This window comes from Paenibacillus sp. FSL K6-1230 (assembly GCF_038002385.1).
Classification (GTDB): domain Bacteria; phylum Bacillota; class Bacilli; order Paenibacillales; family Paenibacillaceae; genus Paenibacillus; species Paenibacillus massiliensis.
In genome coordinates, this window is the sequence record NZ_JBBOCK010000001.1 from 2,450,071 (window position 1) to 2,473,079 (window position 23,009).

The following is a 23,009-nucleotide window of genomic DNA, read 5'->3' on the forward strand; positions in this document are numbered from 1 at the left end:
CCATGGGATGTAAATTGTAAAATAAAGCTAGAAATACAGGGTAGCATCTTGCAATTTCATCAATTCATAGTAAAGTGATAGGTATACATAACTATTAAGGAGAGATTCGTTATGTCTATATCCATGTCACGTTCGAAGCATTTAAGCCAGGCAACGGATGATTATCTGGATCTTCTGAATTACGCCCAGCAGCTTGGAGACGAGCTATGGGAACAGGAATTGATCCATATACTGCGCCATTTATCTACAATGCATAAGGAAGAGGTTGGCATGACCAAGCCTGTTGCTGATATGGCCAATAATTATAATGGAGAGCACGATGAGCATGAGCAAGAGGAAGTAGAGGAATTGATCAACCAGCTGTGGGATCAATTCGATGCAATTAATGAGAGATTGGCCGAGATGATGAACAGGCTTCGGAGTGAGCCGAATGCGCGCGAGCGCAGGCTATGGAATGAGCAAATCTGGATGCTCAAGATGGAGCGAATGCAGCTGGAAATCCGGCTCCAGGATTTGATCAGCAATCTCTAGAAGGGGCAAGCTTCACACTGGCACTCCCTTAGGGTATAATGACGAAGTCATTTCAATAGAAAGTGGAGGCTAAGGTAAGCTTGATCACATATCCGTTTACATTCGATCCGTCCCGGCCGTTCGTGGAGCAAGCGAGCGACTGGATAGCGGATGTTTTTTATGAAGTACTGCCCGAAGCTGGCTTCGAGGTCAGAGACGAGCAGATTTATATGGCCTTTCAATTGGAGAAGGCTTATGCAGAGAAAAAAACGATTCTGGCAGAGGCTGGGGTTGGTACCGGCAAGACACTCGCTTACCTGCTGTATGCTGTCACTTATGCACGTTATACGCGAAAGCCAGCTATTATCGCTTGTGCAGATGAATCGCTAATTGAACAGCTGGTGAAGCCTGAGGGGGATATTGCGAAGCTGGCACGTTACCTGGATTTGCAGATTGATGCCCGCATGGGGAAATCGCCTGAGCAGTTCATATGCTTGAACAAGCTGGATCAAGTTCGCATGGAGGAAGAGCGCTACCAAGATATCTATGAGAGCCTTCCTGCCTTTGTGAGTCTTCCAGGAACGATGCAGACCTTCGCGCCTTATGGTAATCGTAAGGATTACCCGCAGCTATCCGATCAGGAATGGAGCCGCTTGAGTTGGGATGTGTTCCAGGATTGTCTGGTATGTGCTCAGCGTCATCGCTGTGGTCAGACCATCTCGCGGGATTACTACCGCAAGGCTACGGACTTGATTATCTGTTCCCATGATTTCTATATGGAGCATATCTGGACCTACGAATCCAAGAAGCGTGAAGGACAGCTACCACTTCTACCGGAGCATAGCTCGGTGGTCTTTGATGAAGGGCATTTGCTGGAGCAAGCAGCGCAGAATGCACTGACTTATTCGCTGAAGCATAGTGTTTTTGAACAGATTATTCTTCGTCTTTTGGAGGGAGAGGTACGAGAATCATTGGCTATGGCGGTCGATCAGGCTATTGAATGCAGCGAGGGCTTGTTTGAGCTACTGACAAGGAATAGTCAGGCGGTGTCAGGCTCTGAACGTCGGGAGATTCATATGACCGACCGCTTGAAAGCGGAGCTGCAGCGCTTCTCGTCCCTGTTATCCACGATTGAAGAAGAACTGGTATTCGAGGATGGGCTGTTCTCGCTTAATGAATATCAGCTAAGGATCGTAGAGGAGCATCTGGAGATGCTGCAGACGGCATTGGCATTGTTCAGGCAGCCTGGTCAGTTTATTACTTGGCTTAGGGAAGACCAGGATGGGTTAACACTTGTTATGATGCCAAAGAGAGTAAAGGAGATTTTGCGTGAGCGTGTCTTCTCCAAAAAGATGCCGATCGTGTTCTCCTCAGCAACCCTATCGGCCCAAGATTCCTTCCAGTACATGGCAGACAGCCTTGGTCTGGAGGATTATCTGTCCTTTACTGTACCGTCCCCCTATCATTATACGGAGCAAATGCGTACAGCATTGTACCAGGAGCCAGAGGAACAAAAGTCACAGAAGGTACTTGAACTACTGGAAGCTAGCGGTGGGAAAGCACTCGTATTATTCCCGTCGCGAGAAGAGCTTGATAACTTCCAAAGCAGTCAGTATGGGGAAGTAGCTAATCGTCAGTATACGATGCTGTATGAGGGAACAGCCGAGATCAGCCATCTGATCTCCCGCTTCCAGCAAGATGAAAGTAGCGTGCTCTGTGCGGTCTCGCTATGGGAAGGGCTGGATATCCCAGGACCGGCGTTGTCGCATGTCATCATCTGGGATCTACCGTTCCCGCCGGCTGATCCGGTATTCAATGCGAAGCGGAGAGATGCTTCCAGTGCGCTGCATGATGTGGAGCTTCCTTATATGCTATTGCGACTCAGGCAGGGAATCGGACGTCTAATTCGCAGTCACACGGATATCGGGATTGTCTCCATTCTTAGTAGCCGTAAGGAGCATGAGGATGTTCGACAACAAGTGGCTGCATTGCTGGGGCACTTTGCCTAAATTGAATTCAGAGGAGTCTGGTTAGATGATAACAATAACAGCTTTTTCAAGCGAGGAAATCAGGGATCCGTTCGGCATCATTCCGGGTAAGCGCTATGAGGTAGTGCTGGAGCTGGAAGTTGACGAGGAGGATGAGCTTTATTCGGAGAACGGACTGTCGGCTAGAGTCATCTATGGCGTCGGAGCAGAACAGCGTCCGAATGGCATCGTGAAATATGAGCTACTTGAGCGCACCTCAGGTAACTATCTGGCCTATGATCTGGAAGAGGACGAGCTAGAGGCGCTGGAAGCCTTCTGCCGAGAGCATGAGACAGAAATTATAACCGGGACGGCCGAGGAATAGATTTTGGAAATTAAACGCAGATTCAGGATTATGATTTACCTGAAGACTGCGTTTTTTTGTCATAATCCTGTACCATTATTATGAAAATAATGCAGGGCATTTTTTGAATTCGAAAAAATATGAAAGTTCGACATTTTTCGTCATTATCAATGTCTGCACTCTTAATTTTATTATTGTGTTTACTATTCTATGTAGAAAAATGACAAAAAAAAGCGTATAGTAGAGGAATAATTTAACTGTGATTCCAAAGGTTTTTCATTCCTTGAAGGGCACATATCTGCAAAAAAAACAAGCTGGCGGAATATTTAAGTTTGAGTCAGGATTTAGATGCCTTTGACAGGGATCTGGTCCATGAGAGATTTAGTCATGATATGTCGAATCTTGAGTTAATAGACACTAGACTCGTGAAAGGAGGTGAATATCATGGCCGGAATTAGTTTGGTTAAAGGTCAGAAGATTGATCTTACCAAAGGAAAGGCAAATCTCACGAAGGTTATTGCTGGACTTGGATGGGACCCAGCCACTCCAAAAGGATTTTTTGGTAGATTGAAGCAGACGAACATTGATTGTGACGCTTCTGCTTTGCTGCTGGATGAGAGTGGAAGACTTGCGAAGGATACCAACCTTGTCTGTTTTCATAACAAGCAAAGTCAGTGCCGATCAGTCATTCACTCTGGTGACAATCTGACAGGTCAAGGTGAAGGTGATGATGAGCAAATCATGATCAACCTTTCAGATGTCCCTGCTGATGTACACAAAATTCTTATTGTAGTGAATATTTACGATTGTGTGAATCGCAAACAGGATTTCGGAATGATTGAGCGAGCCTATATCCGTATTTTGGATGGCGGAAACTCTCAGGAGCTAGTGCGCTTTAACTTATCAGATAATTACGGAGGAATGACAGCTCTAATTTGTGGAGAGTTGTACCGTCATAACAATGATTGGAAATTCTCTGCTATTGGTGAAGGTGCTCATGCAGTACATATAAATGAGCTCGCCCGTCGTTATACGTAACTATTTTATCTATCATGAAAGTCGCTGGACGAGCATTTTAGAATATAAAAGAGCGGAGTGAGAATTTCATGGCAATCAATCTATCCAAAGGACAAAAAGTAGATTTAACAAAAACGAATCCGGGCTTGAGCAAGATCACTGTTGGTCTCGGCTGGGATACGAATAAATATGATGGCGGTAAAGATTTTGACTTAGATGTGTCTGTATTTTGCACGAATGCTGCGGGTAAAGTGGAAGGCGAGAAAAACTTTATTTTCTACAACAATCCACAAAATGAAAATGGCTCCGTGGTTCATACGGGGGATAACCGGACAGGTGAGGGTGATGGCGATGATGAGCAAATCAAAGTCGATTTGCTTGGCGTGCCTGCCAACGTAGAGAAGATTGCATTTACGATCACCATCTATGAGGCGCAAGAGCGCAGTCAGAATTTTGGACAAGTCTCACGCGCGTATGCTCGTATTGTCAATGATGCCAACAATGAAGAAATTGTCCGGTTCGATCTGGGAGAAGATTTCTCCATTGAGACTGGGGTTGTGGTAGGAGAGCTGTATCGTCATGGTGGAGAATGGAAATTCAATGCCATTGGCAGCGGATATAAGGACGGCTTGCTTGGTCTGACCCGCGATTATGGTCTGTAATAAGTATTAAGTTGGGATTGAACTAACGTTCTCCGGCCTGTTAGGCTGGGGAACGTTAGTTAGTAGAAGGGCTTTTATAATCCAGATTATCACGGTTACAGGCTTGCGCTTTACCTTAAGATCACGGAAAGGCGGAATTTAAGAATGACAATCAGCTTAGCCAAAGGGCAACGAATTGACTTGACCAAAACAAATCCAGGCCTTGTGCGTGTTGTGGTTGGACTAGGATGGGATACCAACAAATATAGCGGTGGCGTAGACTTTGACCTTGACGCATCGGCATTTTTGCTACATGAGGATGGTAAGGCCAAAGGAATCGAGGATTTCGTGTTCTATAATAATCCAAATGGTGGAGCGGGTTCTGTAAGCCATACAGGGGATAACCGGACTGGTGAAGGAGAAGGCGACGATGAGCAGATCATAGTTGACTTCAGTAAAGTGCCAGCAAATATCCAACGTATAGGAATTACCGTCACTATTTATGAGTATGAGGCACGTGCTCAAAATTTCGGCCAGGTTTCCAATGCATTTGTACGTGTTGTGGACGCTTCTAATGATAATGAAGTGCTTCGTTTTGATCTGGGAGAGGATTTCTCTACGGAGACAGCAGTGGTCTTTTGTGAATTTTACCGTTCAGGAGCAGACTGGAAGTTCCAAGCGATTGGTAGCGGGTTTTCCGGAGGCTTGGCTGCACTTTGCAAAAATTACGGTCTAGATGCTCAATAGGATTGAACACATAGAAAAGGTGGATTACTGATGGCTGCGACTATTATAAAAGGCCAAAAGGCTGATCTGACTAAGGTCAATCCCGGACTTGCGCGGTTGACCGTCGCTATTGGCTGGGACGCGTCTTCGATGCTCGACCTTGACACATCTGCCTTCTTGCTTGATGCCAGAGGAAAGGTGTCTGGGGATGAGGATTTTATCTTTTATAATCAGCCTACCGCCGGATTTATCACATATAGCGATGCAGTAGGGACAACTGCCAAAAAGTTATTTAATATCGATCTAGGCAGGATTCCGGTACGCATTGAGAAGATTGCTTTTAGTCTCACTATTTATGACGGAGAAACCCGAGGACAGAGCTTTGGGCAGGTTCAGAATGCGTATATCAGCTTTGTTGATGATGCGTTGGGTCAAGAGGTGCTGAGATTCGATCTAGCCAGTGGCTTGACTGTCGAGACAGCGATTGTCATCGGCGAGCTTTACCGCTATAACAGTGAATGGAAATTCAATGCGGTAGGAGCGGGCTTTGCAGGAGGGCTGAATGCGTTGTGTGGTAATTTCGGTGTGGAAGTGGACAGTAGTCTTTCTGCCTCATCTACGCCTCCACCTGTTCCAGTGCCTCCAGCTCCAATACCCCCTTCTGCGCCTATTCCTCAGCCCAAGTCTGAACTTAATTTGAGCAAGATTGAGCTGAAGAAAAAGGGCGATTCCATTAACCTGAAGAAAAATGCCAGTGGGGTACTGGGTGAGATTCTAATTAATCTGAATTGGAACCAACAGACGAGCCGAGGGCTGTTTGGACGGAGTAGTGGTGTTGATCTGGATCTTGGCTGTCTGTATGAGATGAAGGATGGCAGTAAAGGGGTCGTTCAAGCACTTGGGAGGTCCTTCGGTTCTTTGAATCGCTTCCCGTATATCTCCCTTGATGGTGACGATCGAACCGGATCGATTAAGACAGGTGAGAACCTCCGGATTAATGGTGCCAAAATCTCCGAAATTAATCGTATTCTTGTGTTCACGTATATCTATGACGGAGTTGCTAATTGGTCTCAAGCTGATGGTATTGTCACCATTTATCAAAAAGATGGTCCAGATATCATCGTTCGTATGAACGAATATGGAAGCTCGCATGGGATGTGTGGCATTGCTATGTTTCGTAATGTCAATAACGAGACTTTCAGCATTGAGCGGATTGTCCAGTTTTATCCTGGTCATAAACAATTGGATCGAGCTCATGGTTGGAATATGCGTTGGACAGCCGGTAGTAAATAATAATTTGAATTAGCGGAGGCCGCCTCTTCATGTTTAGTGACTTTTTTAGAAGTATTGGCGAGAATTATGGTCACTTCTTTTCCTGGTCCGAAATTGTAGCTACACTTTCTGATCCTGTTAGTTGGGGAATCATTGGTACTCTGATCATTCTCGAGGGCCTGTTGTCGGCTGATAATGCACTGGTGCTGGCTGTCATGGTCCGACATTTACCAAAAGAACAGCAAAAGCGCGCATTATTCTACGGTATTCTTGGCGCGTACATCTTCCGCTTCATTGCTATTGGTCTCGGAACAATCTTAGTAAAGTTCACACTAATTAAGGTTATTGGAGCACTGTACCTGCTGTACATTGCTTACAAGGGGCTATTCAAGTCAAGTGGTGAGGATACTCACGAAGGTAAGCAATATTCCTTCTGGCGAACAGTGCTCATGGTCGAACTCATGGACATTGCCTTCAGTATTGATAGTGTTATTGCTGCGTTCGGTGTAAGTGAGCAGATTTGGGTTCTCTTCCTTGGAGGGATCATCGGGGTTCTCATGATGCGTGGTGTGGCCCAAGTATTCCTTCGCCTGATAGAGAAGTTCCCAGAGCTAGAGAAGGCGGCCTTCATCCTGATCGCCATTATCTCCGGTAAAATGATGCTAAGCGCATTTGGCGTTCATATTCCAAATGTTGCTTTCTTCTCACTGCTGATTGCTGTTTTCGTGGGGGCGATGCTGTTAAGTAGCTACAAGAGCAAAAAAGCCAACAACGAAAACAAAGGCGAGGCTTAATACGGCTTTCACAGATGAGTATGTTGCAGGGATGCAATGCACGAATCAAATGGTCTAGAATGCTAAAAATTAGACACCACAATCCCTCCGTTTTATGGGGGGATTGGTTTTTATCTCCTCCAACAGTTTCTCTAAATGAAGACATCAGCAAGGTCTTTAAGTCGCAGCGGAAGAAGGAGGGAAGTACCCTGAAATACTTTAGCTTTTTGAACGCTGAAGAAGAAGCGGCACTGTTTTACATGTCTCCTGAATCATTTGACCGTTGGACCTGCAAGGACACCCTGGCATACACCGTTGGGGCTGCTTTATACATGCCAGCAACACGTCCGCATATCGTGGAAGAGATTGTGAGCGGCAAATACGAAGGCCTAACAAGCATTGTAATAGATCTGGAGGATGCTATAGGCGATGGACAGGTTGAACTGGCGGAACGGTGCCTTGGGCAGCATCTGGATGGTCTGAAAGAGGCGTTAGGCACGGGAAGACTTGCGCATGACAAATTGCCTCTGATCTTTGCTCGGGTCAGGACTCCGGAGCAGCTTGAGCAGCTTCTGATTCAACTGGGTGAGCGCGTCAGTCTGCTTACTGGAATCGCACTGCCCAAGTTCGGGCTCCATAACGCGAAGTCGTACATGAATCTCATTCTTGAATATAACCGGCAGAGATCCTCGGAATTTCCAACGCTGTATGCGATGCCAATTCTGGAAACCGCAGAAATTATTTATCGTGAGACGCGCTGGGATACTTTGCAGTATCTGAAGCAGGTCATTGATGATCATGCCGAGTATGTGCTAAATGTACGAATTGGGGCTACAGATTTCTCTAGTCTATTTGGGCTTCGGCGCAGTCCCGAGATTACCATCTACGATGTAGCGGCGATTCGTGATTGTATTGCCGATATTATCAATTTGTATGGTCGTGCCGATGGAGGCTATGTCATATCCGGTCCTGTCTGGGAGTATTTCAGCCAGCGTGAGCGGGTCTTCAAGCCACAACTACGGCAGACACCATTCGAGGAGACGCTCGGCAGACCAGGGCGAAGCTTGCGAATGAAATATATTAACAGCTCGATGGATGGACTGATGCGCGAGGTCATGATGGACAAGGAGAATGGCATCATTGGCAAAACGATTATTCATCCTTCGCACATCAAGCCCGTGCAAGCCATGTATGTGGTCACACATGAAGAATATTTGGATGCCCAAGAGATTATTAGCCGCGATAATGGCTCGCTTGGTGTATTCAAGAGTGTCTACACAAATAAGATGAACGAGATTAAGCCGCATTTGAACTGGGCCCGCCGCATCTTGATCCGATCACAAATATATGGGGTGTTACATGAACATCAACACTATGTCGGACTCTTGCCACAGCATGAACACACTTACGTTTCCTATTCTGGACACATTTAAAGTTACTGTTGAAGCCACGCATAATCCTTTACAACTCCCTTTGAATTGTCTATTCTCCATGGCGGCCAGACTGAACAAGAAGCGCTCGTTTCTTTTTGTAAGCAAGCTGCTAGGCAAGCATATTGCCGTCAACCCATATACCTCTCTATTAAGCGGGGCTGCTCTTGCCGTCTTGCTTTATGAGCAGCGGGCAGGGGAGGATGAGCGTATTCCAGAGTGGAAGAAACATATTGTACAAGGGCTTGGTGATCCGTCGTATGCCCGTCAGGCATATGAATACTTAATGTCTGCCAACCTGGTATTGACAGAGCAGATCAGTTTTGTCGGCTTTGCCGAAACGGCAACCGCGCTTGGGCACAGCATGTATGGTGCATTCGCAGATCAGGCTACGTACATTCATTCCACGAGAGAGCATCTCTCAGACATCACTCCAGATATTCAATTTGAAGAAGAGCATTCCCATGCTACTGCACATCGTTGTTATGCGTTGGAGAGAGAGGCGCTGGAGGGCTCTACTCCTTTGGTCTTGGTAGATGATGAGATTACAACAGGCAATACGACGTTGAATATCATTCGGGATATTCAGCGGAATTTTCCGCGCAAGCAATATTATATTGCTTCCTTGCTTGACTGGCGTACAGGGGAAAATGAGCGTCGATTTGAGGCGTTGGAAGCAGAATTGGGCATTGTGATTACCCCGCTTAGCCTTCTGAAGGGTAGAATTCATATTCAAGGAGAGCCCATTCTTGAAACCTCTGTTAAGGACCAAGAGCTGCGTCCGACAGTCCAGTTGAATTCTTGGTATGTCGCAGACCATCTGGAGCCTCTATACGTAGAATCCTCTGATGCACAGGGGCGACGCTGCTCCAGTCCTTATCTCCGTTATAGCGGGAGATTCGGGCTGCACTCTTCCCACAATGCCAGCCTGAGCGCTGGTATTTCGAAGATGGCTTCGACACTGAGAAACGGTCGTACCGGAAAGCGTACCCTTGTCATGGGTACCGGGGAATTCATGTACATCCCGATGCGAATTGCCGCAGAGATGGGAGAAGGAGTCCACTACCAGTCCACTACGCGTAGTCCGATCTACACGGTAGACCGCCCAGGATATGCTGTCGTAGCCGGTTATGACTACGCTTCACCAGAGGACCTGTCCGTGACTCATTATATTTACAATGTACAGCCAGGACAATATGACGAAATATTCGTACTGCTGGAGAGGCGATGGCCTGAAGAGTCCATGCAGTCGATGATGGATGTACTGTCACGTCTCGGATGCAATCAAATACATGTTGTGTACTGCGGTGCTCCAGAGTAGGGGGAAGTTGAGCATGAATCTATCAACGATTGAACAGCTAATGCAGCGTAAGGTGAAGCCGCCTGAGCCTATGGGAAGCTATGATCCGTCTGATACTGTATTTCTGTTAAAGGACCTGAGTAACGTCAATTTGGAAAAAGAGACCGGTGAGCGTGAATATGCCATTCAGTCGGGTGTGCATTATTCGGAGATGCTGCCTGTGGAGTACCACCCCACGGATGAATATATAGAGCTGTTCCACCAGACCCTTGCACAATCAGCTACTAAGGTTGCTTTGGCAGCCGCTACGGTAGCCGAATGCATCATGCACAAGAAGGGGCCACAGGCGATCCTGGTATCACTGGCTCGTGCCGGAACACCGATTGGCATTTTGGTGAAGCGCTTTATCAAAATGAAGTATGGTGCAGATCTTCCCCATTATAGTGTCTCCATCATCCGGGGCAAAGGCATTGACCAAAATGCGATCCTATATATCTTGCAGCAGCATGGACTGGATGCAAAGCTTCAATTCATTGACGGCTGGACAGGCAAAGGAGCCATTCGCCAGGTGCTCATCGAGGCCTGCCGTGATTTTGAGCAGCGCTATGGTGTGAGGTTAGATGATGATTTGGCTGTACTGGCTGATCCGGGACAGTGCTCGTCAACTTACGGTACCCGCGAAGACTATTTGATACCAAGTGCATGTCTGAACTCCACAGTCTCTGGATTAATGAGCCGTACCGTACTGCGCGACGATCTAATTGGGCCCGATGATTTCCATGGTGCCAAATGGTATAAGGAATGGGAAGGCTCGGATCTGTCACAGCTTTTTGTAGATACAATATCGGACTGCTTCTCTGATGTTGCAGCCGCTGCATCGCAGCAAGCGAAGGAGCTACTACACCATCCACCTGAGGTCACCTGGCAAGGAAAGAAGGATATTGAAGCAATCCAGCGGGTATTTGGTATCCAGGATATCAATCTGGTGAAGCCGGGTATCGGTGAGACCACCAGAGTATTGCTTAGACGCATTCCGTGGAAAATCCTCGTGAATTACCCGGATAATCCACACTTGGAGCATATTAGACTGCTTGCCAAAGAACGCGGAGTGCCCGTGGAAGTATTCCCAGGCTTGACGTATTCCTGCTGCGGCATTATCCGCTCTGTTAAGGGGGGAGGAGAATGATTTTTGCCAGTGACCTTGATCAGACGTTGATCTATTCTCGCCGCTCGATGGGTGTTCCTGAGAGTAGCGAGGGTCTTGTGCCTGCGGAATGGATTGACGGGAAGCTGTCGGCTTATATGTCAGAGTCGGCGCTACAGGAGCTGCAGCTAATATCCCGGCAGATTACTTTTGTTCCTGTTACTACCCGTACAGTGGAGCAATATCAACGTATTCGAATTTTTCAGCAGGAGATTATACCAGCATATGCGATCACTAGTAATGGGGGGAATATACTCATAGATGGTCAAGTGGAGGCCTCCTGGAATGAACGAATTCGCGCACAGCTCTCGAAGAATGCAGCAGCCCCTGATGAAGTGATGCGTTTATTCAAGCCGTTGATGAGTGATGAATGGGTCATTGGAGGACGCCTGTGTGATGAGCTCTTCTTCGCTTACGTGATCCAGCGCGATAACATGCCACTAGAGGCAGTAATGGACACCATCGGCCAACTTGATTCTCTTGGCTGGGAGGCTTCCATCCAGGGTCGCAAGCTGTATCTGGTTCCGTCAGCGGTGAACAAGCACAATGCAGTTGAACATATACGCCAGCTTGTAGGTGCTGAAGCGGTGCTGGCATCGGGCGATTCGCTGCTGGATCGTTGCTTGCTGGATGGTGCGGACTACGCGATTGCTCCCAGGCATGGTGAATTGTATCGGGAACAGCAACGTAATCCTGAACTTGTGCCCTATGTCTTCACCGAGCAGTCTGGTGTGTTCGCAGCCAATGAGATCTTGGACTACGTGCGAACTACTTATCAAGCATTGACAGGGGAGGCCGCTTCATGAATAAAGTGCGCATTTATTTTAACCGCTGGTTCTCCGTTGCCTATCATTATATGAATCTGATTCGGAATAATGAGGATGGCATGCAATTTGAGATCTATGGCACCCATTCCGATCCGGCGAATATGGCGCTTCAGGGCTGTGATCATGCAGAGCAGGAGCCCAAAGTGACAGGGATGGAGTATGTTGAATTCTGTCTGGATTTTTGCTCTCGTCACCAGATTGATGTCTTTATTCCTCGTTGGAATATGCTTGATATTAGTAGAAATATTCATCTCTTCGAAGCGAATGGTACGAGGGTCATGGTACTAAGCGATACAGAATTGCTGGAACAGCTTATGGAAAAGGATCGCTTTTACCAATCCGTCAGAGAGCTGGGGATCATGCAGATTCCTGAATACTATGCTGTTAGTAATGCAGATCAGTTCTCCAAAGCGTACGAAGCACTAGTTGATCAGGGATTTAAAGTGTGCTTCAAGCCCTGCAACGGAGAGGGTGGGATGGGCTTCCGTGTCATAGATAACAGCCGAAATCCACTGCAGGAGCTATTCGGACATGCCCAGAACCGAATAAGCTATGAGGACGCATATCTTGCCTTTTCTTCGGTAGAGTCATTCCAGAATATAATGATTATGGAGCTGCTGGAAGGCTACGAATATAGCATTGATTGCCTCGCAGACAGGGAAGGTCAGCTGCTTGCTGCGGTTCCACGACGCAAGGCAGGCGGTCGTCTTCGCTTGTTAGAAGAGAATACGGAGCTATTACAGATTGCAGCCGATGTTGCAGCAGCCTATCGTATTCCCTACAACTTCAATATTCAGATGAAGTATAACAGTGGAGTTCCTAAGCTGCTGGAGATTAATCCGCGTATGTCAGGAGGTCTGCACACCTCCTGCCTGTCGGGCATTAACTTTCCTTATCTGGCCGTCCGGCTTGCCCTTGGACTGGATGTGGGTGAATTACAGCCGCAGTATGGCATCCTTGCGAGCCATGTTGAGCAGCCACTGGTGATCGATGCCGGGAAGGTGCGAGGACATGCGGCGGATTCATAGTTTGAATATCCGATGCTGGGTGTGAGCTTTCCATAGATTGACACCTTCTGCATGTTTTCTTAAGATATCAGATAGTACACACTTCGGGGTGAGACATCTGTTAGCGTAAGGAATGACTATGGAGAGCGGTTGTTTACCCTTCTAGGTGTTGTAAGAGTCAGGAGGACAAGCTATGTTAAGAACTACTAAAATCTTATGGGGAGCTCTAATCGGATATGTTGTCGCGGCGATCAGTAGCCCTCTCATGCCTGAGTTTGTGTCCTGGGCAATACCGGCGTTGGCTACCTTGGTAGGAAGTATGATTCCTTCGTCGACGAGGGCACCTCTGACAGAGTCTAGAGATGTCAATCAGCGTAGTGAGTCACGTCTGAGACAAGAGCAAGCCGGTATGGACATGCGGCCACCCCGTGCAGGTAGCTCTAGCGATCTCGATGGTTCATATCGTTCTGGTGAGAGCTCCATTGGAGATCAGCAACAAAATCAACAGCAACAATCGCAACAATCGCCGGAGATGAGTCGTCCAGATGCACTAACGGAGCAAGATCCTGTATTTGGACCTGTTATTGCTTATCTTGAAGTTCTTGAGGATATGGTTATCTCCGAGGGTAGAAAAAATGAGCTGGACAATGAGATTGTGGAGAAGTCTTTGTCTCTGTTTGCCCGGCTGCAGCGTGTCATACCTGATTTGCATGCCTTGAACAACGGCGATGTCAATCATACGGTACGAAGGCTGATTCTCAAGGATTTGAACAGCTTGATAAATCCGTTCCTTCGTCTAAGCGGTGATGCTAAACGGACTAATCGGCGAACACTGCTTAATGGTCTGAGGGATGTAGATGCGAAGATTACCGAGATCGTGTCTACTATTGAGCATAAGGACCTTATCGAGCTGCAAAGTAAGGCGGAGCTCATTCACCAGCGATACAATAGCTCGGAATTATAGGAGGAATAGAGATGGCTACGGATTGGATTCAATTAAAGCAAGAGGATGAGCAGCGAGTTTCTCAGGAGGCGGCGCAGCTCATTCAGCGCGTATCTCAAAGTGATGTGTTTCAGCTAGATACACTGATGGACGATATTGGCAGTCTCGGCATCAAGACCCAGGAACGTGCTGGAATGACGCTGAAACAACTGGATCGTCCTGTAAATGATCTGATGTCCGGCAATCGCGCTGAAGTATCCAATATGATTCTGAAGCTACGGGACGAATGTGAAAGTCTTCAGCAAAGCAAAAATATCAGCTTATTCGGCCGTCTTCTGCGCAAGAGCCCACTTAAGAATTATGTATATCGCTATCAATCGGTGCGTAAAAATATTGATAGTATCATTAATGCCCTGCGGGATGGCAAGGATAATCTCCAAGAAAACATTGTGAATATGCGTCAATTGAAGCGGTCTTCCATTCAAGAGATTTATAATTTGCAGACGAAGATTGCCTTCGGCAACGAATTGAAGACACTGTTCGAGGCTGAGATTGCTAAGCTAGAGAATGAGAACCGGAAGCCTCATCTTGAGCGTGGACTACGCAAGGTGGTGAGTCGCATTCAATCAATGACCGAGATGATTATGCTATATAATCAAGCGATTGCTGCAACAGACATCATTAATGATAACAATGACAAGCTGATCGATTCAGTGAACAATGCGATTGATAAGACAGCGAACCTGATCACAGTATCTGCTATGATTGCTATGGCCTTGAACGATCAGGAGAAGGTCATCTCTGCAGTCGAAGCCACAAACAAGACTATTGAAGATCAGTTTAAGGAAAATGCAAGATTGCTGCGCACAACCACAGAGCGTACAAACGATCTGATGTCCAAACCAGCTATGTCTATTGAAGCTGTCAATCAGGCAATTGGTGACCTGATGTCTGCATTGGATTCGTCAGAGCAGTCCAACCGTCGTATCATTGAGAGCTGTAATGACTATACAACCAAGATGACTGCTTTGAATGCGAAGATGAGTGAGCGTCTTGGTTTAGAGGGTTCTAAGGGGCCAGCTATTCAAAGTACAAGCAGTGCAGATCGCAATGCACTAAGTTCGTTTTTGGACTAATTTCATAGCTTTAACAGAAGGCGCCTCTTGATATGAGGTGCCTTTTTCATTTATGAAGTTTATGAAGGAGATTTCCGGGGAGAATAACATACATCTGATTCCTGTGCATACAATCTCGTAAGAATTGGAATACATCTGTTCTGAGGAGAGAGGTATACGTATGTTAACTACCGTAATAGCGGGGATTGTCCTGGTTGTGATTATAGTAGCAAGTAGTGAGAAAGCTGAATCTATTGCTGAATTAAATGAAGAATGATGATCATTTGTGTGAAGCCGTCTGCCAGGGCACAGGTGGCGATAGTGAAGATGACGGTAGTGATGGGTGCAGGATGTATCAAGGAGTTATACTTATGAAGAACGGCCTGGACTTGATGTTCCATCAAGACTCAGGCCGTTTTGTTATGCTGGTCAGCTGATGTGTCGTTCTCCTCAGGCTGCTGTCTCCCGAACCGGATACGGTGCACAAGCAGATACAGTAGTGGCAATGCATTGATAATGATCGCATTGAAGTACAGGGCATACGAGCGAAGTGCCATTTCATAACTGGACGGATCTCGTGAATACTGGAGAGCGGTGATGGCCACGGTACCTCCAATCATGAAGGTGAGCATACGACGCTTGTTGATGTTGAAGATCTCCTTGACACAGTTGGAGCACACATACATTAAGAAGGAGCTTCGAATGAACATGGTCGTAGACCAGACCGCAATCAATACCGGATCGAGATTGTCCAGAAAATCTCCATATCTTACATACCTGATCAGTTCAAGCAAGGGATAACGTAGCTGTGCGGATAAGTATGGCCCAAAATTTATGAGGCAAATTATCCAGTACAGAATCACCAGCAGCACCACCGTAAATCCGGCAAAGAACAAATACCGCATCGTTCTGCGATTGAAGCTATACGTCGGCACCAGAAAAAGCATAACGATCCATTCCGTGAACCAAGCGACGGTCATACTGGAATGAACCATTATTTGCTTCCAGTCATGGTTGGTGACCATGGATACGAGCACATCATAATTCCCCTGACTGATCGTCGGAGGAACGGTAGTAGCCGTCGTAAACAATTGCAGAAGGAAAATGCCCTCAGCCATGTATATAATCGTAAGTAGCCCCGAGCGTCCAGCTAACGAAATACATAATACAGTGAGCATTATGGTAATCCAGACTGGCGTATCCGGCATGTACATCGAGTGAAGAAATACGATAAAATTCTCCACATCTATACCGATAAGTGCCAGAGTGTATAAGGTGATGAAGGTAAGCACAGCCTTATGCGGCCATTTTCCAATAATACGAGCGCCGAATTCCTGAAATGGCTTATCTGGATATAGTCTCCCGAGCTTAACCGTAAGGAGCAGGAAGAAGCCGGATATCGCATAACCCCCGAGCAGGGCGATCCAGCCATAGTAGTTGCTCATTCCAAATAACCTGGGCAGTAGAAATGCAACATTTTGTGAGTAAAGGTATACGAACGCAAATCGATAGATCTGCCAATTGTTAACTTTCATAGATCTCCCACCTTATTTAAGGAGTACGTCGATCCAGCCTAACAGCATCATGATGATGCTGTTAGGCTGTGGCCATTTATCCACATAGTTGGCCATACCGCACCAGATTACAAACAGACAGAACAGGATGATGAACATGTAGTGGTCCTTTTTGTCCCGCTTGTCGATAAACTTCCATTCCATTAATGCGAGCGCCGAGTATAGCAGGATAACGATCATCCATTTCATCCTCCCTGTTGGCAATTCAGGCTAGGTACGGAACTCTGACCCGAAGTATTGAATGCTAATATCGGATATGACCCTGAACTGTATGTCTTCCTTGAAATGCTGTGCCCAATGGGGCCGCAGCTTGTCCCATACATGGGGATATTTCCACTCCAGTCGATAGCCTGACATTAGGATATCGGCTTCCTGGGCCTGGGCCTTGTGGAGTGCAGAGAGCACTAAATCGTTCACATGGGACTCCAGCTGCTTCTCAATTTGCTGAATTCGTCGGACTTCCTCGGCCTTATGTGGTGGATAAATGCTACGGAGCTGACCCTTGGCCGAAAGGTGGATGCTGAATACCGGCTTTCCTTGCGACATATGAGCTTTTAGATCGCTTTTGATCGCGTACAGAGAGACGCTTGCCTTTTCCTTCTTATTCTCAATGGTAATGGAGGCTGTTTTGAGATTATTTCTCGTCCAGGCGATAACACGAGCTTCGTCCAGATCCAGTTCTCCAACCATCTTCATGTTCTTGAACATGGCCGCACCCTGCAGACCTACCCAATTCATGTTTTCATTATTTTCACTAATCATCTTTTCGTTCTGCATATTCAGCAAGGCGACGACGAAGCCTTGATTGTCAGCCTCTGCCATCAGCACATCCCGTATCTGGGTCTGCAGCAGATTGCGTTGGTTGGCAAATTCTCGTAGGACCTCACCTGGAGTCGTCTCCGCCACAGGGGTTAGCGATGTGATATCTTTTGCTTTACCTGGTGCTACAAAAATATAGCTGTTAATGTGAAATAACGGTTCTCTGAAAAGCCACTCAATTGTATCTCCGACTCCAGCCTTTGCGTATTCACGACCGAAGACAACTACTCGCGCATGTCCCCAGGACAGCTTTCGTGTCAGGTCCGTCTGCAGTTTCTCAGCAGCTTCCGTAAGAGACGTGCCCGTCTTGGTGAACACGGCATAGGGTCGGCCTCCGCCACCACCACCACCAGTATTCTCACCAGCCATACGGTTCGGAAGCGGGACGCTAATCGTGAGCTCAACCTCGCCTGGTTTCTCAGCTTTGTCCACATAGATGGAGCTCACAAAAGCTCGTTCGTTGATCTCTACCTTGGAGGAGCACCCCGTGAGGAGACTGCACATGAACAGAAGAGTGACCATCAGAAGTGAGCGAACAAAGACTAAGGGCTTCATTTGGAGCTCCGCCTTTTCAATTGATTGGTATTCGTAAACGAGCTTGGCCGGCGCTTCATATCGAACCAGGGTACCCGCAAGAGCGTATCCTTAAGATCCTGGAACACGAAGGGGGCAAGCGGCTGCATATAAGGTATGCCAAATGAACGAAGATTCACCATATACCAGTAGGTAATGAATAGTGACATCACAATGCCGATTAGTCCAAGTGTCCCCCCGAGGATCAGGATCGGAAAGCGCAGCAGACGCAGTGTCAGGCTTAGTTCAAAGTGTGGGATTATGAAGGATGCGATCCCTGTAATAGACACGACGATGACCATAGGGGCGGATACGATCCCCGCCTGTACAGCGGCTTGACCAATAACAATCCCGCCGATAATCGATACAGTCTGTCCGAGTGGTTTGGGAATTCGTATACCAGCCTCCCGCAATCCTTCAAAGGTCAGTTCCATGATCAAGGCCTCAATGAGAGCTGGAAAAGGAATATTCTCCCGGGCGCTTGCGATCGTAAGCAGGAGGCTTGTCGGTATGATCTCCGGATGGAAGGTTGTCATAGCTACGTACATCGAAGGCAAGAGCAAGGACATGATGGAGAACAGGAGCCGGACAAGTCGAATCCAGGAGGCAGGATAGAAGCCCTGGTAATAGTCCTCGGCAGACTGCATCATGGCGAAAAAAGTCGTAGGCAGAAGCAGTGTGAAAGGAGTACCATCCTGCAAAATGGCAACCCTGCCCTCCATAAGGGCGGAAGCAACAGAATCCGGGCGTTCTGAGAACTGACTCTGCGGGAAAGGGGAGTACGGGGTGCCAGCCATATATTCGGCCAAATAATTGATGCTAAGCACACTATCCATATCGAAGGAATCCATTTTCTCGGTAATTTCCTTCAGCACCTCTGGCTTGCATAGTCCTTCAATGTAGGTCAAATAAATCGTCGTTCGTGTGTAACGGCCAATCTCATACTTTACAGTCTTGAGCTTGGGGTGCTTGATGATATGACGCAGCAGTGACATATTCACCTGAATATCCTCCACAAAAGCCTGCTGAGGTCCGATAACGACAACTTCGTTAGTGGATTCAGGTACGGATCTACTCTGATACTGCTTCAGCTCGAACAAGCGCATGTGTGGTTGTTCAGCTACATAAAATGCAGCTTCACCAGCTACAATCGCATCGGTCACATCTTTGGCTGTCGAAGCTGTCTTATTAGTTATGGTGAAGAAAGACTCATCCTTGATGCGGCTCAAAAGCTGCTGATCTGTCTGCAGACGGGTTGCTTCCTCCAGCAGCGGCTTGGTTACAGCTTCTCTGAGTAGCTGCGTATTCGTTATGGAGGCGATGTAGAGCAATTTGCAAGGCAAGCTACCTAATTGGAAGGGCTGGATAATGAGGTCTGAGCAGCCTTGGAGATTGGAAAGCACCTCCTGCAGCAGCAGGTTCGATTTATTCATATTGTAAGAGCACACCTCCAATCTGAAAGATAGAAATGATGTAGATGGTGTTAGGGTGTGCCGGAATACAGGTTTTATTCTCCATAATCGATAGAGATTGTCTTTCCAGGACAAAAAAACTAACCCGGTTCATCAAGGAATCTCCTTGATGAACCGGGTTCTTTGTAATCTTGATATGGGGGATAGGTGAACTTTGCAGGGGTGAGGCTTGCCTGTGACGTCTTTATTAAAAGGGGGTTCCAGCTGCTATAGAAGTCGCATAGCAGCTATCTTGGTATCCCAATCAATAGCTCCTCAGCTTGTGGATGCGAACCACCTCATCCATAAGGTCGCCGAAAGGAGTCGAGCGATTGCTCGTTACGATCCGATGGAGACGCATGAAGCGATCCTCGGGGAGGTCTACTGCATAACGACAGATGAAGTCTGCATGCTCAGCAACATATTTCTTCTTGCCGACAGCTGCAGCGGCTACTGCTACCAGGACAGCGCGTCCGCCAGGAAGCTCCAATATCCTTCTCTCATAGAAGGTTACATAGAGCAGGGTTCGGCTTCGAACCAGCTCCCGTTTGATTTTTGCGATCTCGCCAATATAATCGACCAGGATCGGATCGAAGCTTCTTAGCAGCAGTGAGTCAAGTTCGAGATCCATATCCTTGCGGAGAATAAAGGATTGCAGCAAGGCAAGCTGCTGAAGACGAATGCGATCATCACGCTTCAGTACAGCGATTTCACGAAGCATTTCGTAAGCACGCTGTTCGTCATCTGGTCTGATGCTGGCAGCTTCCTCCCGATCATAGGCAAGTCCTTCTTCAATGGACTGGATACGATGCTTGAAGGTACGCCGGAGCTGTCGCTTCAGCTCCCAGGGATACAGCTTACGCTGCAGGCTCCACAAGATGAGGAGCATGATGATGCCTCCTACAAGGAACAGGACGCGACTAAGGGAGTCGGGGGCAAGAAAGACCGCTGTAGCGAGCAGCAGTAATGCGAATATCAGATCCCGCCGGTAGTACCAGCTCGTCTTGCTGGTAGCTACGACCATGAAGTGAACGAGTCGACGACGTCCACATGAAGCACAGGCTTCTCGTGGCAAGGCTGTAACGCTGTCGCAGCGCCGACAGACCTTAAGCTTGTCGTACGCATATCTTGTGCGCTGAAATGGCCTGAACTGCACAGGCTGCTTGTGTTTATTCATGGCGTTCATTCCTGCTGTTCAAAGCGGTAAGCAGCTCTTTGTCAGTCTGCTCGTAGGACGGTGCACGTCTCTTATGTAAATAGTAAGTTATGATTTTCGCGACGACAAAAAGAAACATTATCGCGATACATCCGTATGAGATCATATGGGTCCTCTTTCTTTTCCAATTTTATGACAGAATATTCATAGATGTTTGCACTTATCAGGGTATAATTATATCATTGTTGCAGGATATTGGTAAAATTCGCTGTTGCCTCCTGTAACAAGAGGCAGACCTCTATTTTAGATATTTCAGCATTTTTTCATCACATTTTCAGAAAGATTTAATGAAAGACCAATAGAGTACATCTAAGAGGACGTATCAAAGTTCTACAAGTGAAGGGGAACAGGTCATGAGAGAAAAAATGAAACATACGATATGGAGTCTGATGGCTGTCTGGATGGTAGTGCTTCTGCTAACTGGCCTCATAGCCCAACCTGCACGAGCAGCGAATTCAAGCTCGGCCTCCCGCGTTGACGCAGTGCTGGTCGTGGATGTGAGCAATTCCATGAACACCAGTGATCCGGAGAAAATTGGAAACGAAGCGATGAAGATGTTCGTAGACATGCTATCGACGGGTGGGGACAAGGTGGGCATCGTCTCCTATACCGATGTTATCCAGCGTGAGAAGGCGCTGTTAACAATTCAATCGCAGGAGGACAAGGAGGAGCTGAAGAGCTTCATAGACGGTCTGAACCGGGGAGCATATACAGATACTTCTGTAGGTGTTCGTGAAGCGATGCAGCTGCTCAAGGATGGTGCTGAGCCAGGGCATGCGCCGATGATTGTCCTGCTGGCTGACGGTAACAATGATTTCAATCCAAGCACGGGGAGAACAGATACCCAGGCCGATCAGGATATGAAGCAGGCAGTCGCGGAGGCAACAGCTGCAGGAATCCCCATCTACACGATTGGATTGAATGCCGATGGCAAGTTGAACAAGGATCGACTAGCCGATATTGCAGAGCAATCTGGTGGTAAGTCATTTATTACGGACTCTGCTGAGGATCTGCCAGATATTCTAAGCCAGATTTTTGCGAGTAACCTCAACCTGAATGTCGTGCCAGTTGATTCAATCACGGGTAACGGTGATTACCAGGACGTCAAGATTCACGTCCCCAATGACAGTGTAATGGAGGCTAATATCTCGATTACTTCATCGCAGCCAGTCGATGCTCGCCTTATCGATCCAAGCGGTCAGACCCGCACAATCCCGGCTGACGATATTCTGCTCTCATCGTCGAAGAGCTATTCTTTATTGAAGCTGCTCAAACCAGAGGAGGGAGACTGGACGCTGCAGATCAAAGGCGTAAAGCAGGATCAGATTGATATTAACCTGATATTTAACTATGATCTGCAGCTCACGTTGGCGGACATTCCTGCGCAGAGCTACTCCAAAGGAGACAGCATTGACATTCAGGCCTTCCTGAGCAGCAACAACCAGCGGCTTCAGGACCAAAGCCTGTATGCGAATATGACAGCTAAGCTGCTTGTACATGATGTGAATACAGGAGCAGACAGTTCCATTGACCTTAACAATGAAGGGGATCATTTTGCAGGACAATTCCAGCTGCCAGAGGCCCATGACTATGAATTGACTGTACGGGCAGAGGAGAAGAGCTTCTACCGTGAATCAGCGACGATAACCATCAACGGCTCTGGAGCAAGTGGAGCATCAGGTTCAGGCTCCTCAACTGTTCCAGCTGAGGAGTCTGGGGCAGGCTTGCTGTTACCTGCGATTCTTGGAGGGGCAGGCTTGCTGATCGTACTTGCGGCCGCATACTTCCTTTGGAAATATGTGCAGAAGTCAGGCAAAGGCTTTGTCGGGCAGCTTGTCGTTGAGATTCAGGATGACAATACTGGTGAGAAGTCATATCCCCAGTACAAAAAGCTGACGGGCTTCCGCGGCAAATTCACACTGCATCAATTGCTGCAATTGGCCCCGGAGCTGGCAGAGTCAGCTCAGATCGTATTTACTCCAGGTCGTAATGATAAGCTCGCTGTTCGTTCCACTGGGGCGATCCCGATTGAGAAGTCCGGGCGAGCCGTTCAGGCTGCACAGGGCATTGAACTGGGGCACAATGATCGGATTACCGTACCATTGGGAAGTGTAGGCAAGACGATCCTGCTGGAGTACTTGTCCACTAGCCGTTAATTGAATTAAGAAACTGTAATTGATAAGAAACAACGATCAGATATGAAACAACGATCAGATATGAAACAACAATCAGATTAAAAAGCAATGAATCAGAATAATAGAATATAAAGTATATTCATCG

At 47.3% G+C, this 23,009-nt stretch carries 22 protein-coding genes; 16 read left to right on the forward strand and 6 right to left on the reverse strand.

From position 1 onward, the window contains the following. Nucleotides 1-111 precede the first annotated feature (111 nt). From MKX74_RS10795 to MKX74_RS10865, 15 genes are all read left to right on the forward strand, one after another. Complete coding sequence (locus MKX74_RS10795; RefSeq protein ID WP_341178346.1) at nucleotides 112-531, forward strand: hypothetical protein; 420 nt, start codon at nucleotides 112-114, stop codon at nucleotides 529-531. 80 nt (nucleotides 532-611) lie between these two features. Next, nucleotides 612-2,519 (forward strand): ATP-dependent DNA helicase, encoded by a 1,908-nt coding sequence (locus tag MKX74_RS10800; RefSeq protein ID WP_341178347.1) that lies wholly within the window; start codon nucleotides 612-614, stop codon nucleotides 2,517-2,519. Between the two features lie 25 nt (nucleotides 2,520-2,544). Then, a complete protein-coding gene (locus MKX74_RS10805; RefSeq protein WP_018883212.1) occupies nucleotides 2,545-2,862 on the forward strand; it encodes a DUF6509 family protein in 318 nt (105 codons plus the stop codon). 423 nt (nucleotides 2,863-3,285) lie between these two features. Further along, nucleotides 3,286-3,879 (forward strand): TerD family protein, encoded by a 594-nt coding sequence (locus MKX74_RS10810; RefSeq protein ID WP_018883210.1) that lies wholly within the window; start codon nucleotides 3,286-3,288, stop codon nucleotides 3,877-3,879. A gap of 68 nt (nucleotides 3,880-3,947) precedes the next feature. Then, on the forward strand, nucleotides 3,948-4,520 hold the full coding sequence (locus MKX74_RS10815; RefSeq protein ID WP_018883209.1) for a TerD family protein: 573 nt from the start codon (nucleotides 3,948-3,950) through the stop codon (nucleotides 4,518-4,520). A gap of 144 nt (nucleotides 4,521-4,664) precedes the next feature. Beyond that, nucleotides 4,665-5,246, forward strand: a complete 582-nt coding sequence (locus MKX74_RS10820) for a TerD family protein (protein WP_018883208.1) — start codon at nucleotides 4,665-4,667, stop codon at nucleotides 5,244-5,246. A gap of 30 nt (nucleotides 5,247-5,276) precedes the next feature. Then, a complete protein-coding gene (locus MKX74_RS10825; RefSeq protein WP_341178348.1) occupies nucleotides 5,277-6,518 on the forward strand; it encodes a TerD family protein in 1,242 nt (413 codons plus the stop codon). A gap of 29 nt (nucleotides 6,519-6,547) precedes the next feature. Further along, nucleotides 6,548-7,291, forward strand: a complete 744-nt coding sequence (locus MKX74_RS10830) for a TerC family protein (RefSeq protein ID WP_018883206.1) — start codon at nucleotides 6,548-6,550, stop codon at nucleotides 7,289-7,291. Between the two features lie 206 nt (nucleotides 7,292-7,497). After that, nucleotides 7,498-8,703 carry an HpcH/HpaI aldolase/citrate lyase family protein gene (locus tag MKX74_RS10835; RefSeq protein ID WP_018883205.1) on the forward strand — a complete coding sequence of 402 codons (1,206 nt, stop codon included), beginning with the start codon at nucleotides 7,498-7,500 and terminating at the stop codon, nucleotides 8,701-8,703. Nucleotides 8,704-8,761: 58 nt separating this feature from the next. After that, entirely contained in the window at nucleotides 8,762-10,021 is a 1,260-nt protein-coding gene (locus MKX74_RS10840; protein WP_341180557.1) for a phosphoribosyltransferase family protein, read from the forward strand. A 13-nt stretch (nucleotides 10,022-10,034) separates the two neighbouring features. Beyond that, nucleotides 10,035-11,186 carry a cysteine protease StiP family protein gene (locus tag MKX74_RS10845; RefSeq protein ID WP_341178349.1) on the forward strand — a complete coding sequence of 384 codons (1,152 nt, stop codon included), beginning with the start codon at nucleotides 10,035-10,037 and terminating at the stop codon, nucleotides 11,184-11,186. After that, nucleotides 11,183-12,010: an HAD family hydrolase gene (locus MKX74_RS10850; RefSeq protein ID WP_018883202.1), complete on the forward strand. Its 828-nt coding sequence runs from the start codon at nucleotides 11,183-11,185 to the stop codon at nucleotides 12,008-12,010. The genes MKX74_RS10845 and MKX74_RS10850 overlap by 4 nt, the downstream gene beginning before the upstream one ends. Beyond that, a complete protein-coding gene (locus tag MKX74_RS10855) occupies nucleotides 12,007-13,059 on the forward strand; it encodes an ATP-grasp domain-containing protein (protein WP_341178350.1) in 1,053 nt (350 codons plus the stop codon). Before MKX74_RS10850 ends, MKX74_RS10855 begins: the two co-directional genes overlap by 4 nt. A gap of 172 nt (nucleotides 13,060-13,231) precedes the next feature. Beyond that, nucleotides 13,232-14,002, forward strand: a complete 771-nt coding sequence (locus tag MKX74_RS10860; RefSeq protein ID WP_341178351.1) for a hypothetical protein — start codon at nucleotides 13,232-13,234, stop codon at nucleotides 14,000-14,002. An 11-nt stretch (nucleotides 14,003-14,013) separates the two neighbouring features. After that, a complete protein-coding gene (locus MKX74_RS10865; protein WP_018883199.1) occupies nucleotides 14,014-15,117 on the forward strand; it encodes a toxic anion resistance protein in 1,104 nt (367 codons plus the stop codon). Nucleotides 15,118-15,347: 230 nt separating this feature from the next. Here the strand turns inward: MKX74_RS10865 and MKX74_RS10870 are convergent, their stop codons facing one another. The 6 genes from MKX74_RS10870 to MKX74_RS10895 form a co-directional block, all read right to left on the reverse strand. Then, entirely contained in the window at nucleotides 15,348-15,497 is a 150-nt protein-coding gene (locus tag MKX74_RS10870; RefSeq protein WP_341178352.1) for a hypothetical protein, read from the reverse strand. A gap of 6 nt (nucleotides 15,498-15,503) precedes the next feature. Further along, complete coding sequence (locus tag MKX74_RS10875; protein ID WP_341178353.1) at nucleotides 15,504-16,631, reverse strand: GerAB/ArcD/ProY family transporter; 1,128 nt, start codon at nucleotides 16,629-16,631, stop codon at nucleotides 15,504-15,506. 12 nt (nucleotides 16,632-16,643) lie between these two features. Next, the gene (locus tag MKX74_RS10880) at nucleotides 16,644-16,850 is read right to left on the reverse strand and encodes a hypothetical protein (protein ID WP_018883196.1); all 207 of its coding nucleotides are present in this window, start codon (nucleotides 16,848-16,850) and stop codon (nucleotides 16,644-16,646) included. A gap of 30 nt (nucleotides 16,851-16,880) precedes the next feature. Then, nucleotides 16,881-18,044 (reverse strand): Ger(x)C family spore germination protein, encoded by a 1,164-nt coding sequence (locus MKX74_RS10885; protein ID WP_341178354.1) that lies wholly within the window; start codon nucleotides 18,042-18,044, stop codon nucleotides 16,881-16,883. Further along, nucleotides 18,041-19,495: a spore germination protein gene (locus MKX74_RS10890; RefSeq protein ID WP_341178355.1), complete on the reverse strand. Its 1,455-nt coding sequence runs from the start codon at nucleotides 19,493-19,495 to the stop codon at nucleotides 18,041-18,043. The genes MKX74_RS10885 and MKX74_RS10890 overlap by 4 nt, the downstream gene beginning before the upstream one ends. Nucleotides 19,496-19,778: 283 nt before the next feature. Beyond that, nucleotides 19,779-20,690 carry a hypothetical protein gene (locus MKX74_RS10895; RefSeq protein WP_341178356.1) on the reverse strand — a complete coding sequence of 304 codons (912 nt, stop codon included), beginning with the start codon at nucleotides 20,688-20,690 and terminating at the stop codon, nucleotides 19,779-19,781. Between the two features lie 392 nt (nucleotides 20,691-21,082). Here MKX74_RS10895 and MKX74_RS10900 point away from each other — a divergent pair, with 392 nt between their 5' ends. Beyond that, nucleotides 21,083-22,885: a vWA domain-containing protein gene (locus MKX74_RS10900; RefSeq protein ID WP_341178357.1), complete on the forward strand. Its 1,803-nt coding sequence runs from the start codon at nucleotides 21,083-21,085 to the stop codon at nucleotides 22,883-22,885. Nucleotides 22,886-23,009: the final 124 nt, after the last annotated feature.

Excerpts from the sequence above, each read along its gene's own strand:
- MKX74_RS10795 (WP_341178346.1), top strand. The coding sequence starts at position 112 with ATGTCTATATCCATGTCACGTTCGAAGCATTTAAGCCAGGCAACGGAT.
- MKX74_RS10825 (WP_341178348.1), top strand. The coding sequence starts at position 5,277 with ATGGCTGCGACTATTATAAAAGGCCAAAAGGCTGATCTGACTAAGGTC.
- MKX74_RS10880 (WP_018883196.1), bottom strand. The coding sequence starts at position 16,850 with ATGATCGTTATCCTGCTATACTCGGCGCTCGCATTAATGGAATGGAAG.
- MKX74_RS10815 (WP_018883209.1), top strand. The coding sequence starts at position 3,948 with ATGGCAATCAATCTATCCAAAGGACAAAAAGTAGATTTAACAAAAACG.
- MKX74_RS10895 (WP_341178356.1), bottom strand. The coding sequence starts at position 20,690 with ATGAATAAACACAAGCAGCCTGTGCAGTTCAGGCCATTTCAGCGCACA.
- MKX74_RS10810 (WP_018883210.1), top strand. The coding sequence starts at position 3,286 with ATGGCCGGAATTAGTTTGGTTAAAGGTCAGAAGATTGATCTTACCAAA.
- MKX74_RS10840 (WP_341180557.1), top strand. The coding sequence starts at position 8,762 with ATGGCGGCCAGACTGAACAAGAAGCGCTCGTTTCTTTTTGTAAGCAAG.
- MKX74_RS10820 (WP_018883208.1), top strand. The coding sequence starts at position 4,665 with ATGACAATCAGCTTAGCCAAAGGGCAACGAATTGACTTGACCAAAACA.
- MKX74_RS10875 (WP_341178353.1), bottom strand. The coding sequence starts at position 16,631 with ATGAAAGTTAACAATTGGCAGATCTATCGATTTGCGTTCGTATACCTT.
- MKX74_RS10900 (WP_341178357.1), top strand. The coding sequence starts at position 21,083 with ATGAGAGAAAAAATGAAACATACGATATGGAGTCTGATGGCTGTCTGG.
- MKX74_RS10890 (WP_341178355.1), bottom strand. The coding sequence starts at position 19,495 with ATGAATAAATCGAACCTGCTGCTGCAGGAGGTGCTTTCCAATCTCCAA.
- MKX74_RS10870 (WP_341178352.1), bottom strand. The coding sequence starts at position 15,497 with ATGGAACATCAAGTCCAGGCCGTTCTTCATAAGTATAACTCCTTGATA.
- MKX74_RS10865 (WP_018883199.1), top strand. The coding sequence starts at position 14,014 with ATGGCTACGGATTGGATTCAATTAAAGCAAGAGGATGAGCAGCGAGTT.
- MKX74_RS10855 (WP_341178350.1), top strand. The coding sequence starts at position 12,007 with ATGAATAAAGTGCGCATTTATTTTAACCGCTGGTTCTCCGTTGCCTAT.
- MKX74_RS10885 (WP_341178354.1), bottom strand. The coding sequence starts at position 18,044 with ATGAAGCCCTTAGTCTTTGTTCGCTCACTTCTGATGGTCACTCTTCTG.
- MKX74_RS10850 (WP_018883202.1), top strand. The coding sequence starts at position 11,183 with ATGATTTTTGCCAGTGACCTTGATCAGACGTTGATCTATTCTCGCCGC.
- MKX74_RS10830 (WP_018883206.1), top strand. The coding sequence starts at position 6,548 with ATGTTTAGTGACTTTTTTAGAAGTATTGGCGAGAATTATGGTCACTTC.
- MKX74_RS10845 (WP_341178349.1), top strand. The coding sequence starts at position 10,035 with ATGAATCTATCAACGATTGAACAGCTAATGCAGCGTAAGGTGAAGCCG.
- MKX74_RS10805 (WP_018883212.1), top strand. The coding sequence starts at position 2,545 with ATGATAACAATAACAGCTTTTTCAAGCGAGGAAATCAGGGATCCGTTC.
- MKX74_RS10860 (WP_341178351.1), top strand. The coding sequence starts at position 13,232 with ATGTTAAGAACTACTAAAATCTTATGGGGAGCTCTAATCGGATATGTT.